The organism is Pseudoroseomonas cervicalis (genome assembly GCF_030818485.1).
GTDB lineage: Bacteria > Pseudomonadota > Alphaproteobacteria > Acetobacterales > Acetobacteraceae > Pseudoroseomonas > Pseudoroseomonas cervicalis_A.
Window position 1 is genome coordinate 178554 of record NZ_JAUTAJ010000005.1, and the last position, 15393, is coordinate 193946.

The 15393-nt window shown below is 70.5% G+C and carries 15 protein-coding genes; 14 read left to right on the plus strand and 1 reads right to left on the minus strand.

Annotated elements, in window-relative coordinates; translation table 11 throughout:
* Nucleotides 1-179: 179 nt before the first annotated feature.
* The 3 genes from QE401_RS22430 to QE401_RS22440 are packed head-to-tail and all read left to right on the plus strand — an operon-like array spanning nucleotide 180 to nucleotide 2824.
* Nucleotides 180-620: a tripartite tricarboxylate transporter TctB family protein gene (locus QE401_RS22430; RefSeq protein WP_307140429.1), complete on the plus strand. Its 441-nt coding sequence runs from the start codon at nucleotides 180-182 to the stop codon at nucleotides 618-620.
* A gap of 2 nt (nucleotides 621-622) precedes the next feature.
* A complete protein-coding gene (locus tag QE401_RS22435) occupies nucleotides 623-2146 on the plus strand; it encodes a tripartite tricarboxylate transporter permease (protein WP_307140430.1) in 1524 nt (507 codons plus the stop codon).
* Nucleotides 2147-2206: 60 nt separating this feature from the next.
* Nucleotides 2207-2824, plus strand: a complete 618-nt coding sequence (locus QE401_RS22440) for a DedA family protein (RefSeq protein ID WP_307140431.1) — start codon at nucleotides 2207-2209, stop codon at nucleotides 2822-2824.
* A gap of 30 nt (nucleotides 2825-2854) precedes the next feature.
* On the opposite strand, the gene QE401_RS22445 is transcribed toward QE401_RS22440, so the two are convergent.
* The gene (locus QE401_RS22445) at nucleotides 2855-3733 is read right to left on the minus strand and encodes an HpcH/HpaI aldolase/citrate lyase family protein (protein ID WP_307140432.1); all 879 of its coding nucleotides are present in this window, start codon (nucleotides 3731-3733) and stop codon (nucleotides 2855-2857) included.
* 373 nt (nucleotides 3734-4106) lie between these two features.
* Here QE401_RS22445 and QE401_RS22450 point away from each other — a divergent pair, with 373 nt between their 5' ends.
* The 11 genes from QE401_RS22450 (at nucleotide 4107) to QE401_RS22500 (ending at nucleotide 15353) form a co-directional block, all read left to right on the plus strand.
* Nucleotides 4107-4841: an aspartyl/asparaginyl beta-hydroxylase domain-containing protein gene (locus QE401_RS22450; protein WP_307140433.1), complete on the plus strand. Its 735-nt coding sequence runs from the start codon at nucleotides 4107-4109 to the stop codon at nucleotides 4839-4841.
* Nucleotides 4842-4928: 87 nt separating this feature from the next.
* Nucleotides 4929-5591 carry a TetR/AcrR family transcriptional regulator gene (locus tag QE401_RS22455; protein WP_307140434.1) on the plus strand — a complete coding sequence of 221 codons (663 nt, stop codon included), beginning with the start codon at nucleotides 4929-4931 and terminating at the stop codon, nucleotides 5589-5591.
* A 190-nt stretch (nucleotides 5592-5781) separates the two neighbouring features.
* Entirely contained in the window at nucleotides 5782-6936 is a 1155-nt protein-coding gene (locus QE401_RS22460; RefSeq protein WP_307140435.1) for a Gfo/Idh/MocA family protein, read from the plus strand.
* A gap of 3 nt (nucleotides 6937-6939) precedes the next feature.
* Nucleotides 6940-8112 (plus strand): dihydrodipicolinate synthase family protein, encoded by a 1173-nt coding sequence (locus tag QE401_RS22465; protein WP_307140436.1) that lies wholly within the window; start codon nucleotides 6940-6942, stop codon nucleotides 8110-8112.
* Between the two features lie 350 nt (nucleotides 8113-8462).
* Complete coding sequence (locus QE401_RS22470; protein ID WP_307140437.1) at nucleotides 8463-8924, plus strand: sugar phosphate isomerase/epimerase family protein; 462 nt, start codon at nucleotides 8463-8465, stop codon at nucleotides 8922-8924.
* A 32-nt stretch (nucleotides 8925-8956) separates the two neighbouring features.
* Complete coding sequence (locus QE401_RS22475; RefSeq protein ID WP_307140438.1) at nucleotides 8957-9946, plus strand: Bug family tripartite tricarboxylate transporter substrate binding protein; 990 nt, start codon at nucleotides 8957-8959, stop codon at nucleotides 9944-9946.
* A gap of 57 nt (nucleotides 9947-10003) precedes the next feature.
* Nucleotides 10004-10876: an aldose epimerase family protein gene (locus tag QE401_RS22480; RefSeq protein ID WP_307140439.1), complete on the plus strand. Its 873-nt coding sequence runs from the start codon at nucleotides 10004-10006 to the stop codon at nucleotides 10874-10876.
* Between the two features lie 111 nt (nucleotides 10877-10987).
* The gene (locus tag QE401_RS22485) at nucleotides 10988-11860 is read left to right on the plus strand and encodes a manganese catalase family protein (RefSeq protein WP_307140440.1); all 873 of its coding nucleotides are present in this window, start codon (nucleotides 10988-10990) and stop codon (nucleotides 11858-11860) included.
* A 153-nt stretch (nucleotides 11861-12013) separates the two neighbouring features.
* Complete coding sequence (locus tag QE401_RS22490; RefSeq protein WP_307140441.1) at nucleotides 12014-12829, plus strand: gluconate 2-dehydrogenase subunit 3 family protein; 816 nt, start codon at nucleotides 12014-12016, stop codon at nucleotides 12827-12829.
* Nucleotides 12826-14595 (plus strand): GMC family oxidoreductase, encoded by a 1770-nt coding sequence (locus QE401_RS22495; RefSeq protein WP_307140442.1) that lies wholly within the window; start codon nucleotides 12826-12828, stop codon nucleotides 14593-14595. Before QE401_RS22490 ends, QE401_RS22495 begins: the two co-directional genes overlap by 4 nt.
* Nucleotides 14592-15353: a c-type cytochrome gene (locus QE401_RS22500; RefSeq protein ID WP_307140443.1), complete on the plus strand. Its 762-nt coding sequence runs from the start codon at nucleotides 14592-14594 to the stop codon at nucleotides 15351-15353. The genes QE401_RS22495 and QE401_RS22500 overlap by 4 nt, the downstream gene beginning before the upstream one ends.
* Nucleotides 15354-15393: the final 40 nt, after the last annotated feature.

The following is a 15393-nucleotide window of genomic DNA, read 5'->3' on the forward strand; positions in this document are numbered from 1 at the left end:
TTCAAAGGGTTACGTCGAAAAATGCCGCTGGCAGGCGGATTGCAGAAGGGCGCCCCCATGCGCTGGCTCCGCCCTGCCGCCGCCGGGCCGCCCGCCGATCCACCCGGCGCGGCCCGCGCGGCGGTGGTGCGGGGCCAGACGCGATCATGAATCGCGGGGGAGTGATCCGTTTGAGAGGAATGAGAGACTATGCCGACATCATCGGCGGGGCGCTGCTGATCGCCGGCGGCACCTGGTTCCTGCTGCATTCCGGCCATTACAGCATGGGCACGCTGCGCCGGATGGGGCCGGGCTACTTCCCGGTGGTCATCGGCGGGATGATCATCCTGTTCGGCCTGCTGGTGCTGGTGCCGGGCATGATGCGCGCGGGCAGCCTGCCGCGGCCGGAATGGCGCCCCTTCCTGACCATCAGCCTGTCGGTGCTGGTCTTCGCCCTGATCGTCGAGCGCTTCGGCCTGATCCCGGCCACCTTCGCGCTCACCATCGCCGCCGCCCTGGCCGAGCCCGGCCTGCGCCCCGTGCGCACGCTGCTGCTGGCGATCGGCCTGTCGGCGATCGGTGTGCTCGTCTTCACCCAGGGGCTCGGCATTCCGATTCCCGCCATCCGGTGGCCGCAGTAACCATGGACATGTTCGCCAATCTGGCGCTGGGCTTCAGCGAAGCCTTCGCCATGCAAAACCTGCTCTACTGCTTCTTCGGCGTGTTCCTCGGCACCTTCATCGGCGTGCTGCCGGGGATCGGGCCGCTCGCCACCATCTCGATGCTGCTGCCGCTCACCTTCTACGTGCCGCCGACCGCGGCGCTGGTGATGCTGGCCGGCATCTATTACGGCGCGCAGTATGGCGGCTCCACCGCCTCCATCCTGATGAACCTGCCGGGCACGCCGGCGGCGGCGGTGGTCTGCCTCGACGGCTACCCGATGGCCAAGCAGGGCCGCGCCGGCGTCGCGCTGTTCATGACGACGGTCGCCTCCTTCGTGGGCTCGACCATCGGCATCATCATCCTGACCGCCTTCTCGCCGACCCTGGCGAGCGTCGCCCTGGCCTTCGGCCCGGCCGACTATTTCTCGATGATGCTGCTCGGCCTCGTCGCCGCCGCCGCCCTGGCGCAAGGCTCGCCGGCCAAGGGCATCTCGATGGTGCTGGTGGGCCTGGCCCTCGGCATGGTCGGCACCGATGTGCAGACCGGCCAGCAGCGCTTCACCTTCGACATCCCGCAGCTGGCCGACGGGCTCAACCTCGTCGCCGTCGCCATGGGCCTGTTCGGCGTGTCCGAGGTGATCACCAGCATCATGCGCATGCGTGATGTGAACAAGCAGAAGCAGGAGCGCATCACCATGCGCTCCATGCTGCCCAAAAAGGACGATGTGAAGCAGTCCTGGGGCGCCATGCTGCGCGGCAGCGGCGTTGGCTCCTTCTTCGGCACGCTGCCGGGGGCCGGCACCACCATCGCCTCCTTCATCGCCTATGCGGTGGAGAAGCGCGTGACCCGCACGCCGGAGCGCTTCGGCAAGGGCGCGATCGAGGGCATCAGCGCGCCGGAATCCGCCTCCAACGCCTCGGCCCAGACCGCCTTCATCCCGACCCTGACGCTGGGCATCCCGGGGGATGCGGTGATGGCGCTGATGCTGGGCGCCATGATCATCCAGGGCATCCAGCCGGGCCCGCGCCTGGTGACCGAGCATCCGGAGCTGTTCTGGGGGCTGATCGCCAGCTTCTGGATCGGCAATGTCATGCTGGTGATCTTGAACATCCCGATGATCGGCCTCTGGGTGCGCATGCTGCGCATTCCCTATGGCATCCTCTACCCGTCGATCCTGCTGTTCATCTGCATCGGCGTGTTCAGCGTCAACAACAGCGCCTTCGACGTGCTGCTGGTGATGATCTTCGGCATCGTCGGCTATGTCATGCTGCTGCTGAAATTCGAGCCGGCGCCGCTGATCCTGGGCTTCATCCTGGGGCCGCTGATGGAGGAGCATCTGCGGCGCGCCATGCTGCTCTCGCGCGGCGATCCATCGGTGTTTGTGGAGCGGCCGATCAGCGCCTCCTTCCTGGCGCTGACCTTCGCCCTGCTGGCCTGGTCGATCTACAGCATGATCAAGCAGACCCGGGCGCAGCGCCGCGCCCTGGCCGCCGCCCGCGCCTGAGGCGCCGGGGCGGGGGAGCCTCTCCCCCGCCCCTTCCTCTCCCTCCCGACCGGAACCGGCATGTCGGAGCGTCTCCTCACCGCCTTCCTGGCCTGGATCGAGGCCCACCAGGCCTGGGCCGGGCCGGCCGTCTTCCTGCTGGCCTTCCTGGAGGCCCTGCCGCTGGTCGGGCTGGTGGTGCCCGGCTCGGCGCTGATCTTCGGCGCCGGGCTGCTGGTCGCCTCCGGCGTGCTGCCGCTCTGGCCGGTCATGGCCGGGGCGGCGCTGGGCGCGGCGCTCGGCGACAGCAGCGGCTACTGGCTGGCGCGGCGGCAGGGTCGCAGCCTGGTGCGCGGCCGCCTGCCGCGCCGCTACCGCCGCCTCTATGCCCGCTCCCTGGTGGGGTTCCGCCGCTGGGGCTGGTGGGCGGTCTTCGCCAGCCGCTTCTTCGCGCCGCTGCGCGCCTTCATCCCCGTCGTCGCCGGCCTGGCCGGCATGCGGCATGGCCGCTTCCAGAGCGCCAACCTGCCCTCCGCCCTGCTCTGGGCGCCGCTGATCCTGATGCCGGGTCAGCTGCTGGGCTGGACGCTGGGGCTGCTGCCGCCGCTGCGGCTGGAGCTGCTGGCGGCCGTCACGCTGCTGGCGCTGGCCGGCGCGCTGCTGCTGCGCCGCCGCGCGCGCCGCAGCCCCGCCGGCTAGCGCTGGCCAGCTCCTTGGCTGCCCGCCGGCTCAGCCGGCCAGCGCCAGGATCTCCTCGGCCCGCCGCACCACCGGCGGGTCGATCATCCGGCCATCCAGTTGGAAGGCGCCACGCCCCTCGGCGCGCGCCGCCGCATCCCCCGCCACCACGCGCCGCGCCCAGTCGACCTCCTCGGCCGAGGGCGAGAACACCTCGTTCATGATGGCCACCTGCGCGGGATGCACCGCCAGCGCGCCGCGGAAGCCGAGCTGCCGCGCCTCGGCGATGGTGCGGCGGAAGGCCTCCAGATCGGCGAACTGGCCGATGCTGCCGACGAAGCCCATGGGCAGCTTCCCCGCCGCCCTGGCCGCCGCCAGCACCGCCAGGTTGGGGCCGAGCAGCGCGCCCGGCCCCGGCACCGCGCCGAGGGCGGCGCAGAAATCCTCCGGCCCCAGCATCATCGCGGCGATGCGCGGATCGGCCCCCGCAATGGCCGGCAGGTTGAACAGCGCCGCCGGCGTCTCGATCTGCAGCAGCAGCCGCACCTGGCCGGGGGGCAGGCCGCGCTCGGCCTCCAGCTCGTCCACCGCGGCGGCGATGTGGCGCAGCAGCCCGGGCTCCTCGACCTTGGGCAGCACCAGCCCGGCCAGGCCCGGCCGCACCGCGGCTTCCAGATCGGCGGCCAGCGCCCGCAGCCCCTGATTGACCCGCACCAGCACCGCCGGCCCGCGCGCCGCCAGGCCCGCGATGGTCGGCGCCAGCGTGGCGCGCGCCGCCGGCTTCTCGGCGGCCGGCACCGCATCCTCGAGGTCGAGGATGATGCCATCCGCGCCGCGCTCATGCGCGCGGGCGATGAAGCGCTCGACATGCGCCGGTACGAAGAGCAGCGAGCGCCAGCGCGGCAGGGGCGGCGAGGAGGTGAGGGTCATTGCGGCGTGTCCTGTCCCGGAGCCGCCACTCTCCCCCCTCCCCCTGCGGCTGTGAAGCCCGCGGCCGCGGGCCACCGGGCGCCGCCGCCGCGGCACGCAATACCGCTCGGTATCATTTTCAGTGATAGTGACTATCGCGAAAACTGCCTTCCTTGCCCTCGCGCTCTCCGCGAAGAGTCCCCATGGGCCGCAACTGGGCCAGACTTGTCATCATTCGGCAACGCGAAGTCACGACTCCGGAATTATTTCTAAAATTCCGTCCAGCCTCTTCACGCTCCTGCGAGAACTGGCCGCCAAGGCCAGCCCCCGCAGCAGCGGGGCCGTTGGCTGCCGCCCGCCTCGCCGCGCCGACCGCGAAGGGAAAGGAACGACCATGGATTTCGGTGCCCCGCTGCGCGATCTGGGTCCCGTCGACGTCTCCGGCCTGCTCGAGGTGGTGGCCGGGCTGACCGAGGCCGACTGGACCGGCAACACCTTCCGCCAGGAGGCGCTGGCCGCCGGCGTGCACTCGGCCACCGACAACATCCTGATGAAGACCGAATGGCACCCCTCGGCCAGCGGCACCGGGCTGCAGCATTTCGAGGACCTCGTCTTCGTCTGGGCGAAGCAGAAGGGCGTGGACCCCGCCCCCTTCATGCCGATCGCGCGCGAGGACACCGATCTCTGGCCGGTCTACACCATGCCCGACTGGCTGCGCTTCAAATCGGTGCTGGAGCCGGTGGTACGCCAGGCCATCGCGCCGCTGCGCAAGCCGCATGGCGTGGTGACCCGCCTCGCCCTGGTGCGGCTGCGCGGCGGCGCCACCATCGCGCCGCATATCGACGGCCAGCCCATGGCCGCCCGCGCCCACCGCATCCATGTCTCGCTGAGCAGCACGCCGAGCGTCGAATACAAGATCGACGGCCGGAAATTCACCATGCTCAAGGGCCACGCCTACGACTTCAACAACCGCGTCCGCCACTCCGTCCGCAACAAGGGCCGCGCCGACCGCATCAACCTCTTCGTCGACTACTACCCGGATCCGGGCCTGTCGCTGCGCAACCCGCTCGACGTCTCGGCGCCGCGCTTCGCGCCCCCCGCGCCGCTGTACCAGGGCGCCTTCATCTGACCGGAGACAGGGGCTCCCCGCCAGCCGGGACTTGACGCGGGGCGCGCCAGACGCGAACCCGGCAGGACCGGCCCGATGGAGAGCCCCTTGGACCAGCCTGCCCCGCCCCCCGCCCGCCCGGCGGTGAAGCAGCCGCGCTCGCCCCGCGCCATCGCCACGCGCGAGCGCATCCTGGAGGCGGCGCGCGCGGAATTCGCCCGCCTCGGCCTGGCCGGCGCCCGGGTGGACGAGATCGCCGCCCGCGCCGGCGCCAACAAGCGCATGCTCTACGCCTATTTCGGCAGCAAGGAGGAGCTCTGGCTCACCGTGCTGGAAGGCGCCTATGCCGCCAAGCGCGAGGAGGAGCGCGCCCTCGACGTCGACGCCCTGCCCCCCGCCGAGGCCATGGCGCAGCTGGTGCGCTTCAACCTGCGCTACACCGCGGCGCATCCGGAATTCGTGGCACTCCTGAACCAGGAGAACCTGCACCAGGCGCAGTACCTGAAGCAGAGCGCACGGGTGCGGGCGCTCTACTCCCCACTGCTGGAGACGCTGCGCGCGGTGCTGGCCCGCGGCGAGGAAAGCGGCGCCTTCCGCCGCGGCGTCGACCCGCTGCAGCTCTATGTCACCATCGTCGCCATCGGGCATTTCTACGTGGCGAACCTGCACACCCTCTCCACCATCTTCGGCGCCGGGCTGGGCGATGAGGGCGCCCTTGCCAGCCGCGAAGCCCACTGCATCGACGTCGTCCTCGGCTATCTGCGCGCCTGACCGCGCGAGGCGGGGGCGCCGCCCCCGCACCCCCGCCGGGGAGGCAGGGCGTCCCCGGACCCCGCCATCGGTAACTAATCAGTTATGAAATGCGTCGGGCCGCTTGACGGGGGGCCTTTGTGGGGCGCAGGGTAACTGCATGGTTACCTTTCCGGCGGCGAGACCACCGGAAAACAGGGGAAACGACAAGATGGCAGACCGCCGCATCGGCATCGTCATGAACGGTGTCACCGGCCGCATGGGCATGAACCAGCACCTGATCCGCTCCATCGCCGCGATCCGGCAGGATGGCGGGGTGCGCCTGGCCAATGGCGACCGGCTGATGCCCGACCCGATCCTGGTCGGCCGCAACCGCGAGAAGCTGGAAGCGCTGGCCCGCGCCCACAACATCACCCGCGTGACCACCGACCTCGAGGCCGCGCTGGCCGCCGCCGAGGACGAGATCTTCTTCGACGCCGCCGCCACCTCGATGCGCGCCGGGCTGATCCGCCAGGCCATCGCCGCCGGCAAGCACATCTACTGCGAGAAACCCTCGGCCGAGAATCTGCAGGACGCGCTCGACCTCGCCCGCCGCGCCGAGCGGGCCGGCGTGAAGAACGGCATCGTGCAGGACAAGCTGTTCCTGCCCGGGCTGCGCAAGCTGAAGATGGTCATCGACAGCGGCTTCCTGGGAAAAATCCTCTCGGTGCGCGGCGAGTTCGGCTACTGGGTGTTCGAGGGCGATCTGCAGCCCGCCCAGCGCCCCTCCTGGAACTACCGCAAGGCCGATGGCGGCGGCATCATCCTCGATATGCTGCCGCACTGGCGCTACGTGCTCGACAACATCTTCGGCGAGGTCGAGAGCGTCTCCTGCCTCGGCGCCACCCATATCCCGCGCCGCATTGCCGAGGATGGCACGCCCTATGCGGCGGATGCCGACGACGCCGCCTACTGCACCTTCCAGCTCTCCGGCGGCATCATCGCGCAGATCAACAGCAGCTGGGTGACGCGCGTCCGCCGCGACGACCTTGTCACCTTCCATGTCGACGGCACCCATGGCAGCGCCGTCGCCGGCCTGACCAGCTGCCGCACCCAGGCCCGCGTCAACACGCCGAAGCCGGTCTGGAACCCCGACCAGCCCCAGGGCATCGATTTCTACGCCGGCTGGGAGGAAGTGCCCGACACCACCGCCTATCCCAACGGCTTCCGCCTGCAATGGGAGATGTTCCTGAAGCATGTCGTGGGCGAGATCCCCGACTATCCCTGGAACCTTCTCGCCGGCGCCAAGGGCGTGCAGCTGGCCGAGGCGGCGCTGCAATCCTGGACCGAGCGCCGCTGGGTCGACCTGCCGCGGCTGGAGGCCTGAGCGGTGCCCACCATCACCCTGCCCACCGCCGCCGGCACGCTGGAGGAATTCCGCACCAGCCCGCCGCGTGACTTCGCCCGTGCGACGCCCCCCTTCCCGCGCATCGCGCTGGCCGCCGCCCATGTGGTGGCCGATCCGCTGGCGGCGCAGGATCCCTGGCTGGACGCGAAGATCGACTGGGACCGCACCATCGCCTTCCGCCGCCATCTCTGGTCGCTCGGCCTCGGTGTCGCGGAAGCCATGGACACCGCCCAGCGCGGCATGGGGCTGGACTGGGCATCGGCGCAGGAGCTGATCCGCCGCTCCCTGGATGCCATGCGCGATTTCCCCGAGGCCAGCATGGCTTCCGGTGCCGGCACCGACCATCTGGCGCCGGGGCCGGATGTGACCATCGACGACGTCATCCGCGCCTATGAGGAGCAATGCGCGGCGGTGGAGGCCATGGGCGGCCGCATCATCCTGATGGCCTCCCGCGCCCTGGCCCGCGCCGCGCGCTCGCCGGCCGATTACGAGCGTGTCTATGCCCGCGTGCTGTCGCAGGTGAAGCAGCCGGTGATCATCCACTGGCTGGGCGAGATGTTCGACCCTGCTCTGGAAGGCTATTGGGGCCATCACGACCACAATGCGGCGATGCAGGTGGCGCTCGATGTCATCGCGGCCCATGCCGACAAGGTCGATGGCGTGAAGATCTCCCTCCTCGACAAGGACAAGGAGATCGCCATGCGCCGCCGCCTGCCGAAGAACGGCCAGGGCGGGGTGCGCATGTACACCGGCGACGATTTCAACTACGCCGAGCTGATCGCCGGCGACGAGGATGGCCATTCCGACGCGCTGCTCGGCATCTTCGACCCGATCGCCCCGGCGGTGGGCGGCGCGCTGGCCAGCCTGTCGCGCAACGATCTCAGCACCTTCCACGAGATTCTGGCGCCCACCGTGCCGCTCTCGCGCCACATCTTCCAGGCACCGACGCGCTTCTACAAGACCGGCGTGGTGTTCATGGCCTGGCTGAACGGCCATCAGGACCATTTCGTCATGGTGGGCGGCCAGCAATCCGCCCGCTCCCTCCAGCACTTTTCCGAGTTGTTCCGCCTGGCCGACAAGGCCGGCCTGCTGCGGGACCCCGACATGGCGGTCACCCGCATGCGGGCGCTGCTGGCGACCCATGGGGTGGCGTGAGATGTATCCGCTCTCGCTGAACACCGTCAGCGTAAAGGAAAAATGGGATCTGGCTGCCTGCATCGAGGGCTGCGCGCGGCACGGCATTCCCGGCATCTCCCCCTGGCGCGACGTGCTGCAGGCCATGGGCGTGGGCCAGGCGGCACAGCGCATCCGCGATGCCGGGCTGCGCGTCTCCGGCCTCTGCCGCGGCGGCATGTTCCCGGCCGCCGACCGCGCCGGGCGCCTTGCCGCCATCGAGGACAATCGCCGCGCCATCGGCGAGGCGCAGGCGATCGGCGCGGAATGCCTGGTGCTGGTCTGCGGCGGGCTGCCGCCGGGCTCCAAGGACCTGCCGCGGCGCGCGGGAGATGGTGCGCGAGGGCCTGCACGCCATCCTGCCCGAGGCGCGCGCCGCCGGCGTGACGCTGGCGCTGGAACCGCTGCACCCGATGACCTGCGCCGATCGCAGCGTGCTCTCCACAATCGGCCAGGCGCTGGATCTCTGCGACGAACTGGGCGAGGGCGCGGGCGTCGCGCTCGATGTCTACCATGTCTGGTGGGATCCGGATCTGGCGCGGCAGGTGGCGCGCGCGGGGTCGCGCATCGCCGGCTTCCATCTCTGTGACTGGAAGGTGCCGACCACCGATCTGGTCTTCGATCGCGGCATGCCGGGCGAGGGTGTCATCGACATCCCCGCCATCCGCGCCATGGTCGAGGCCACGGGCTATCGCGGCTGCGCCGAGATCGAGCTGCTGTCGCACAGCTGGTGGAAACGGGATCCGGACGAGGTCCTGGCCATCATGAAGGAACGTCACGCCACGGTCTGCTGAAGACAGGCCGGGCGCGCAGGGAGGAAACCCGCATGTCACTGTCCCGCCGCCATTTTTCTGTCGGTTTGCTCGGCGTGCCGCTGCTGGCGGCGCCCGGGCTGGTGCGCGCCGCGGCGCCGGGCTGGAAGCCCAGCCATCCGGTGCGCTTCGTCGTTCCCTTCCCCGCCGGCGGCGCCACGGATGTGGTGGCGCGGGTGCTGGCCGACCACATGACCGGCACGCTCGGCCAGCCCGTGGTGGTGGAGAACCGCACCGGATCGGGCGGCAATATCGGCATGGAGAATGTGGTGCGCAGCGCGCCGGACGGCCACAGCATCGTCATGGCCACCACCGGCACGCTGACCATCAACCCCTTTCTCTACAAGACCATGGGCTTCGATCCGCGCCAGGCGCTGGCGCCGATCTCCATGGCCTTCTCCACCGACCATGTGCTGGTGGTGAACAAGGCGCTGCCCGTCGCCACGGCGCAGGAGCTGGTGGCGCTGGCCCGCAGCAGGCCCGGCCAGCTGGCCTATGGCTCGGCCGGTTCGGGATCGTCGACGCATATGGTCGCCGAGCTGTTCAAGCTGGTCGCCGGCCTCGACATCCAGCACGTGCCCTATCGCGGCAGCGCGCCGGCGCTGAACGACACCATCGCCGGCAATGTGCAGCTGATGCTGGACCAGCTGCCCTCCGCCATCGGCCAGATCCAGGCCGGCACGGTGAAGGTGCTGGCGGTGACCGGCGCGCGGCGCAACGCCCTGCTGCCGGAGGTGCCGACCATGGCCGAGATCGGCCTGCCGGCCGCCGAGGCCTCCTCCTGGGGTGCCATCATGGCGCCTGCCGGCACGCCGCCCGCCGTGCTGGCCGGGCTGAACCAGGCGGTGCTGGCGGCGCTGGCCAATGGCTCGGTGCAGGAAAGGCTGGCGGCGGCGGGGGCGGATGCGCGCAGCTCCAGCCCCGAGGAGCTGCGCAGCTACATGGACAGCGAGAGCGCCAAATGGAGCCGCGTCGTCACCGAGGGCAAGATCACCGTGAACTAGGCGGGGCTTGACCGCGCCCCCGACACGGCCGCATGCCGGGCGGCGCGGAGGGCGGCGATGCGTGAGGACGGGATCGAATTGCGCCATGGCGCGGCCAGGCTGCGCCTGGCGCTGACCGGGGCGGAGCCGCGCTCCTGGCAGGTCGCGGGTCAGGAGCTGCTCTGGCCCGGCGATGCCGCCTTCTGGCCGCAAAGCGCGCCGGTGCTGTTCCCGACCGTCGGCTGGTGCCGCGGCGCCGAGATCCGCCATCGCGGCCAGGCCTATCCGATGGGCGTGCATGGCTTCGCGGCGGCGGCACGCTTTCGCCTGCAATCCAGCGGCGCGGACAGCGCGCTCCTGGTCCTGGAGGATGGCGAGGCGACACGCCGGCATTTCCCCTTCGCCTTCCGCCTGGCGCTGCGCTACCGGCTCGGCGCGCACAGCCTCTCCGTCGCCTTCCGCGTCGACAATCCGGGCCGCGAGGCGCTGCCCTATGCGCTGGGCCTGCATCCGGGCTTCCTGTGGGATCCGGCGCAGCCGGGCCAGAGCCTGCGGTTCTCCGCGGCAGAGACTCCCGCGGTTCCGGTCATCGCGCCGGGCGGTCTTTTTTCCGCACGCCGCCGCCCGGTGCCGTTGCAGGGGCGCGTGCTGCCGCTCAGCCCCGCCCTGCTGGCCGATGAAGCGCTGTGCTTCCTCGATCTCGCCAGCCGCAGCGTGCTGCTCGACCGTGGCCCGGCCGGGCGGCTGCGGCTGCGCTTGTGGGATTTCCCGCATCTCGCTCTGTGGTCGCTGCCGGGCGCCGGGTTCCTCTGCCTCGAAGCCTGGACGGGGCATGGCGACCCGGAGGATTTCGCTGGCGAGATCACGGAAAAACCCGCGATGCGGCTGCTGCCGCCGGGCGGCACGGCGCGGCATCGCCTGCGCTTCGAGGCGCTGCCGCCGCGCGGCTGAGCCGCGGGGCGCGGAAATTTCCGGGAACCCGCAAGGCGCTGCGCGTTTGGTCGCCGTCGGCCATGGCTTGGACATCTTCAAGCCCCTGCCTGGATTCCCGAGGAGCGACCCATGTATTTCCACGACAAGCGCCTGCAATATCCGGTTCGCGTCGAGACGCCCGACCCGCTCTTCGCGCGCCAGCTGCAGCAGGCCATTGGCGGCGTCGAGGGCGAGATCCGCGTCTGCCTGCAATACTTCTTCCAGGCCTGGGGCGCCCGCGGTCCCAACACCAAGTATCGCGACATGCTGCTGCACACGGCGACGGAGGAGATCGGCCATATCGAGATGCTGGCCACCGCCGTCGCGCTCAATCTCGACAAGGCGCCGCTGTCGCTGCAGGAAAGCACCGCGGCGGCCAATCCCGTGGTCAATGCGGTGATGGGCGGGGAGCGCCCGCGCCATGTGGTCGAGGGCATGCTGCAGCGTCACCTGCTCTCCACCGGGCTTGCCGCCATGCCGACCAATTCCGACGGCGTGCCCTTCGACTGCTCGCATGTCTATGCCAGCGGCAATCTCGCCGCCGACATGTATGCCAATGTGGCGGCGGAGGCGACGGGGCGGACCTTGGCCGTGCGGCTGTTCAACGCTGCGCATGATCCCGGCATGAAGGACATGCTGAGCTTCCTGATCGCCCGTGACACGATGCACCAGCAGCAATGGCTGGCGGCGATCGAGGAGATGGGCGGCGCCGCCGCGCTGCCGATCCCCGACAGCTTCGACCAGACGCAGGAGCGCGGCGAGTTCAGCTACGTCTTCTTCGGCACCGAAATCGGCGGCGCGCTGCCGCCCGAGGGGCGCTACACCCAGGGCCCGTCCCTCGATGGCAAGGGCAGCTTCAGCACCATGCAGAACACGCCCATGGGCGAGGAGCCGGTGCTCGGGCCGGCGCGCGAGGGCTCCGGCGCGCAGGCGGAGCAGATCGGCAAGCCGGCCGCCGGCTGAACCGCCGCCGGCGCGGCGGGCCGCGCCCTGCAACCTTTTCCCGCCGCCCAGGGTTGAGGGTGGAGAGCCGGCGCGCGCCCCCGCGCGCCGGCCCTGCCTGTCGCGCCGCCGCACCGCCCTGCGCCGGCGCCCTGCCCGACCAGGAGACTGCCGATGAGCGATAGGGTCCTGCTGTGGCGCCGCCACCTGCTGCAGGCCATGGCCGCTGCTCCCGCCGCCATGATGCTCGGCACCGCCCCACCCCGACGCGCCATGGCCCAGTCCGCCGCGCCCGCCGGCTACACGGTGCTGAGCCAGGCCGAGGCGAAGCTGCTGGAGCCGATCATCGCGCGGCTGATCCCGAGCGACGATCTCGGCCCCGGCGCGCTGGATTCCGGTGTCGCCAGCTTCATCGACCGGCAGCTCGCCACGCCCTGGGCGGCGGGTGACCATTTCTATGCCCAGGGCCCGTTCCACCCCGGTGTCGCCAGCCAGGGCTACCAGCTGCAGGACACGCCGGCGGCGCTGGTGCGCAAGGGCCTGGCGCGGCTGGCCGAAATGGTGCCGCAGCAGCGTGGCGGCCGCAGCTTCGACCAGCTCAGCCCGGCCGAGCAGGATGCGCTGCTGGGCGAGCTGGAGCGCGGCGAGCTCGACCTGTCGCCGGTGCCCGGCCCGCTCTTCTTCCAGAGCCTGCTCGACATCACCATTGAGGGCTATTTCGCCGACCCGCTCTATGGCGGCAACAAGGACATGGTCGGCTGGAAGCTGGTCGGCTTCCCCGGCTATTATTCCTCCTATGTGGCGGAGATCGAGCGGCACAATCTGCCCTTCCGCCGCCCGCCGCAATCGCTGGCCGATCTGGCGCGCGCCCATGCGGAGGACCACCAGCATGGTCTGCCGCCCTCACCACAATCGGTCGGGCCCTCGCATGCGGGGCATGAGCATGGCGGCATGCTGCCGCGCGACCGCCAGCCGGAGACCGCACGATGAGCCGCACCCTTCCGGCGGTGGACGCGGTGGTCATCGGCAGCGGCTGGACCGGCGGCATCGCCGGCAAGGAGCTGGCTGCGGCGGGGCTGAAGGTGGTGATGCTGGAGCGCGGCCGCCCGCAATGGACCGCCCCCGATTTCGCCAGCCCGCAGGTGCATGACGAGCTCAAATACGAGCGGCGCAACGCCATGCACCAGAACACGGCGACCGAGACCTTCACCTTCCGCAACAGCACCGACCAGACGGCGCTGCCGATGCGGCGCTGGGGCTTCGCCTATCCCGGCACGCATCTGGGCGGCGCCGGCGCGCATTGGGCCGGCGTCTGCTACCGCTTCGACGAGGTCGAGTTCCGGCTGCGCAGCCACTACACCGAGAAATACGGCGCCGGCATAATGGAGGGGCTGACCTCGCAGGACTGGCCCGTCACCTATGCCGATCTCGAGCCGCATTACGAGAGATTCGAGGCGCTGGCGGGAATCTCCGGCCGCGCCGGCAATGTCAATGGCGTGACGCCGGCCGATGCCAACCCCTTCGACCCGCCGCGGCGGAAGGATTATCCGAACCCGCCGATGAAGGTGCCCTTCGCCGCGGCGCTGTTCGGCGAGGCGGCGGCGCGCATGGGCTACCACCCCTATATCCAGCCCTCGGCGCTGGTGACGCGGCCCTACACCAATTCCGAGGGGCTCAATATGAGCCCCTGCTCCTATTGCGGCTTCTGCGCGCGGCATGGCTGCGAGCATTTCGCCAAGGCCTCGCCCAATATCTGCATCCTGCCGGCGGCGCTGAAGCTGGAGAATTTCGAGCTGCGCACCGAGGCCCAGGTGCTGCGCATCGAGCTGACGCCGGACCGCAAGCGCGCCCGTGGCGTCACCTATGTGAATGCGCAGGGCGAGGAGCTCTTCCAGCCCGCCGAGCTGGTCTATTGCTGCACCTTCGCCATCAACAATGCGCGCATGCTGATGCTGTCGGGCATCGGCCAGCCCTTCGACCCGGCCACCGGCCAGGGCCAGCTCGGCCGCAACTACACGCACCAGACCACCAGCAGCGTGCAGCTCTTCTTCGCCCAGGATTTCAACCTCAACACCTTCATGGGCTCCGGCGCCTCGGCGGTGACGATCGACGACTACAACAACGACAATTTCGACCATGCCGGCAAGGGCTTCATCGGCGGCGCCTATATCCAGGTGCAGGTGAACGGCGCCGGCCCGATCAATTTCCATCCGACGCTGCCGGAGACGCCGAAATGGGGCAGCGCCTGGAAGCAGGGCGTGCGGCGCTACTACAACCATTGCTGCAACATCACCATCACCGGCGCGCAGCAATCGCATGCGGGAAGCTGGCTCAGCCTCGACCCCACCTACAAGGATGCCTGGGGCCAGCCCCTGCTGCGCATCACCAGCGACATCCATGACAGCGACATCCGCATGTCGCACTTCGTCACCGAGCGCGGCACCGAGATCGGCCGCGCCATGCGCGGCGTGGAGCGCGCCATCGGCAATCCGCGCCGGAAGCCCTATAGCAGCACGGTCTACCAGTCGACGCATCTGACCGGCGGCACCATCATGGGCGACAGCCCGGCCAACAGCGTCGTCAACCGCTATGGCCAGAGCTGGGACGTGCCGAATGTCTTCGTGCTCGGCTCCAGCCTGTTCCCGCAGAACGCCTCCTACAACCCGACGGAGACGCTCGGCGCGCTGTCCTATTTCTCGGTGGAGGCGGTGAAGCGCGACTATCTGCGCAGCCCCGGCCCGCTGGTGCCGGCATGAGCCGCCTGACCTCCGCGGCGCCGGTGGTCGGCGCGCTGCTGCTGGCGGCGCTGGGCGGCGGCGTGCTCACCTATGTCATCGGCAACGACCCGGCGCCCACGGAGACCACCCGCCCCTCCCCCCAGCCCGAGCCGCTGCCGGGCTGGGCGCGCCAGGCGCTGGTCGCCAAGCCGCAGGATGGCGAGCAGATCTATGCCCAGGGCATCAGCAATGTCGCCGCCTGCGCCACCTGCCACGGGGCCCAGGGCATGCCGGAGCGCGGCGCGCCCTATCCGCGCCTGGCCGGGCTCTCCGCCGATTATGTCGCGAAGCAGCTCGACGACTACGCCAATGACGTGCGCCGCAACGAGCAGATGCGCCCGATCGCCCGCGCGCTGAACGGGCCGCAACGCGGCGCCGTGGCGCAATATGTCGCCTCGCTGCCGGTGCCCCAGACGCAGCTCTCGGTGGCCGATCTGGATCAGCGCGGGCGCGAACTGGATGAGGTGGGCGACAATGCCCGCGCCATTCCCGGCTGCGGCAATTGCCACGGCCCGCGCGGCCGCGGCGAGGGCGTGATGCTGCCCCCGCTGGCCGGCCAGCCCGAGGCCTATCTGGTGTCGCAGCTGAACGCCTTCCGCCAGCAGCGCCGCCACAATGACACGGTGGAGGTGATGGAGGGCATCGCCGCGCGCCTCAGCGACGCGGATATCCGGGCGCTGGCGCGCTATTTCAACCAGCTGGGCCCGGCGCGGCAGGAAGCCCGCAGCCAGCCCTGAGCGATGCCGGCCGGGCGCGGCGATGCGCCCGGCCGGCGTC

Coding starts and splice junctions, on each gene's coding strand:
- QE401_RS22500 (WP_307140443.1), top strand. CDS start 14,592: ATGAGCCGCCTGACCTCCGCGGCGCCGGTGGTCGGCGCGCTGCTGCTG.
- QE401_RS22435 (WP_307140430.1), top strand. CDS start 623: ATGGACATGTTCGCCAATCTGGCGCTGGGCTTCAGCGAAGCCTTCGCC.
- QE401_RS22450 (WP_307140433.1), top strand. CDS start 4,107: ATGGATTTCGGTGCCCCGCTGCGCGATCTGGGTCCCGTCGACGTCTCC.
- QE401_RS22480 (WP_307140439.1), top strand. CDS start 10,004: ATGCGTGAGGACGGGATCGAATTGCGCCATGGCGCGGCCAGGCTGCGC.
- QE401_RS22485 (WP_307140440.1), top strand. CDS start 10,988: ATGTATTTCCACGACAAGCGCCTGCAATATCCGGTTCGCGTCGAGACG.
- QE401_RS22470 (WP_307140437.1), top strand. CDS start 8,463: ATGGTGCGCGAGGGCCTGCACGCCATCCTGCCCGAGGCGCGCGCCGCC.
- QE401_RS22430 (WP_307140429.1), top strand. CDS start 180: ATGAGAGACTATGCCGACATCATCGGCGGGGCGCTGCTGATCGCCGGC.
- QE401_RS22495 (WP_307140442.1), top strand. CDS start 12,826: ATGAGCCGCACCCTTCCGGCGGTGGACGCGGTGGTCATCGGCAGCGGC.
- QE401_RS22445 (WP_307140432.1), bottom strand. CDS start 3,733: ATGACCCTCACCTCCTCGCCGCCCCTGCCGCGCTGGCGCTCGCTGCTC.
- QE401_RS22440 (WP_307140431.1), top strand. CDS start 2,207: ATGTCGGAGCGTCTCCTCACCGCCTTCCTGGCCTGGATCGAGGCCCAC.
- QE401_RS22490 (WP_307140441.1), top strand. CDS start 12,014: ATGAGCGATAGGGTCCTGCTGTGGCGCCGCCACCTGCTGCAGGCCATG.
- QE401_RS22460 (WP_307140435.1), top strand. CDS start 5,782: ATGGCAGACCGCCGCATCGGCATCGTCATGAACGGTGTCACCGGCCGC.
- QE401_RS22475 (WP_307140438.1), top strand. CDS start 8,957: ATGTCACTGTCCCGCCGCCATTTTTCTGTCGGTTTGCTCGGCGTGCCG.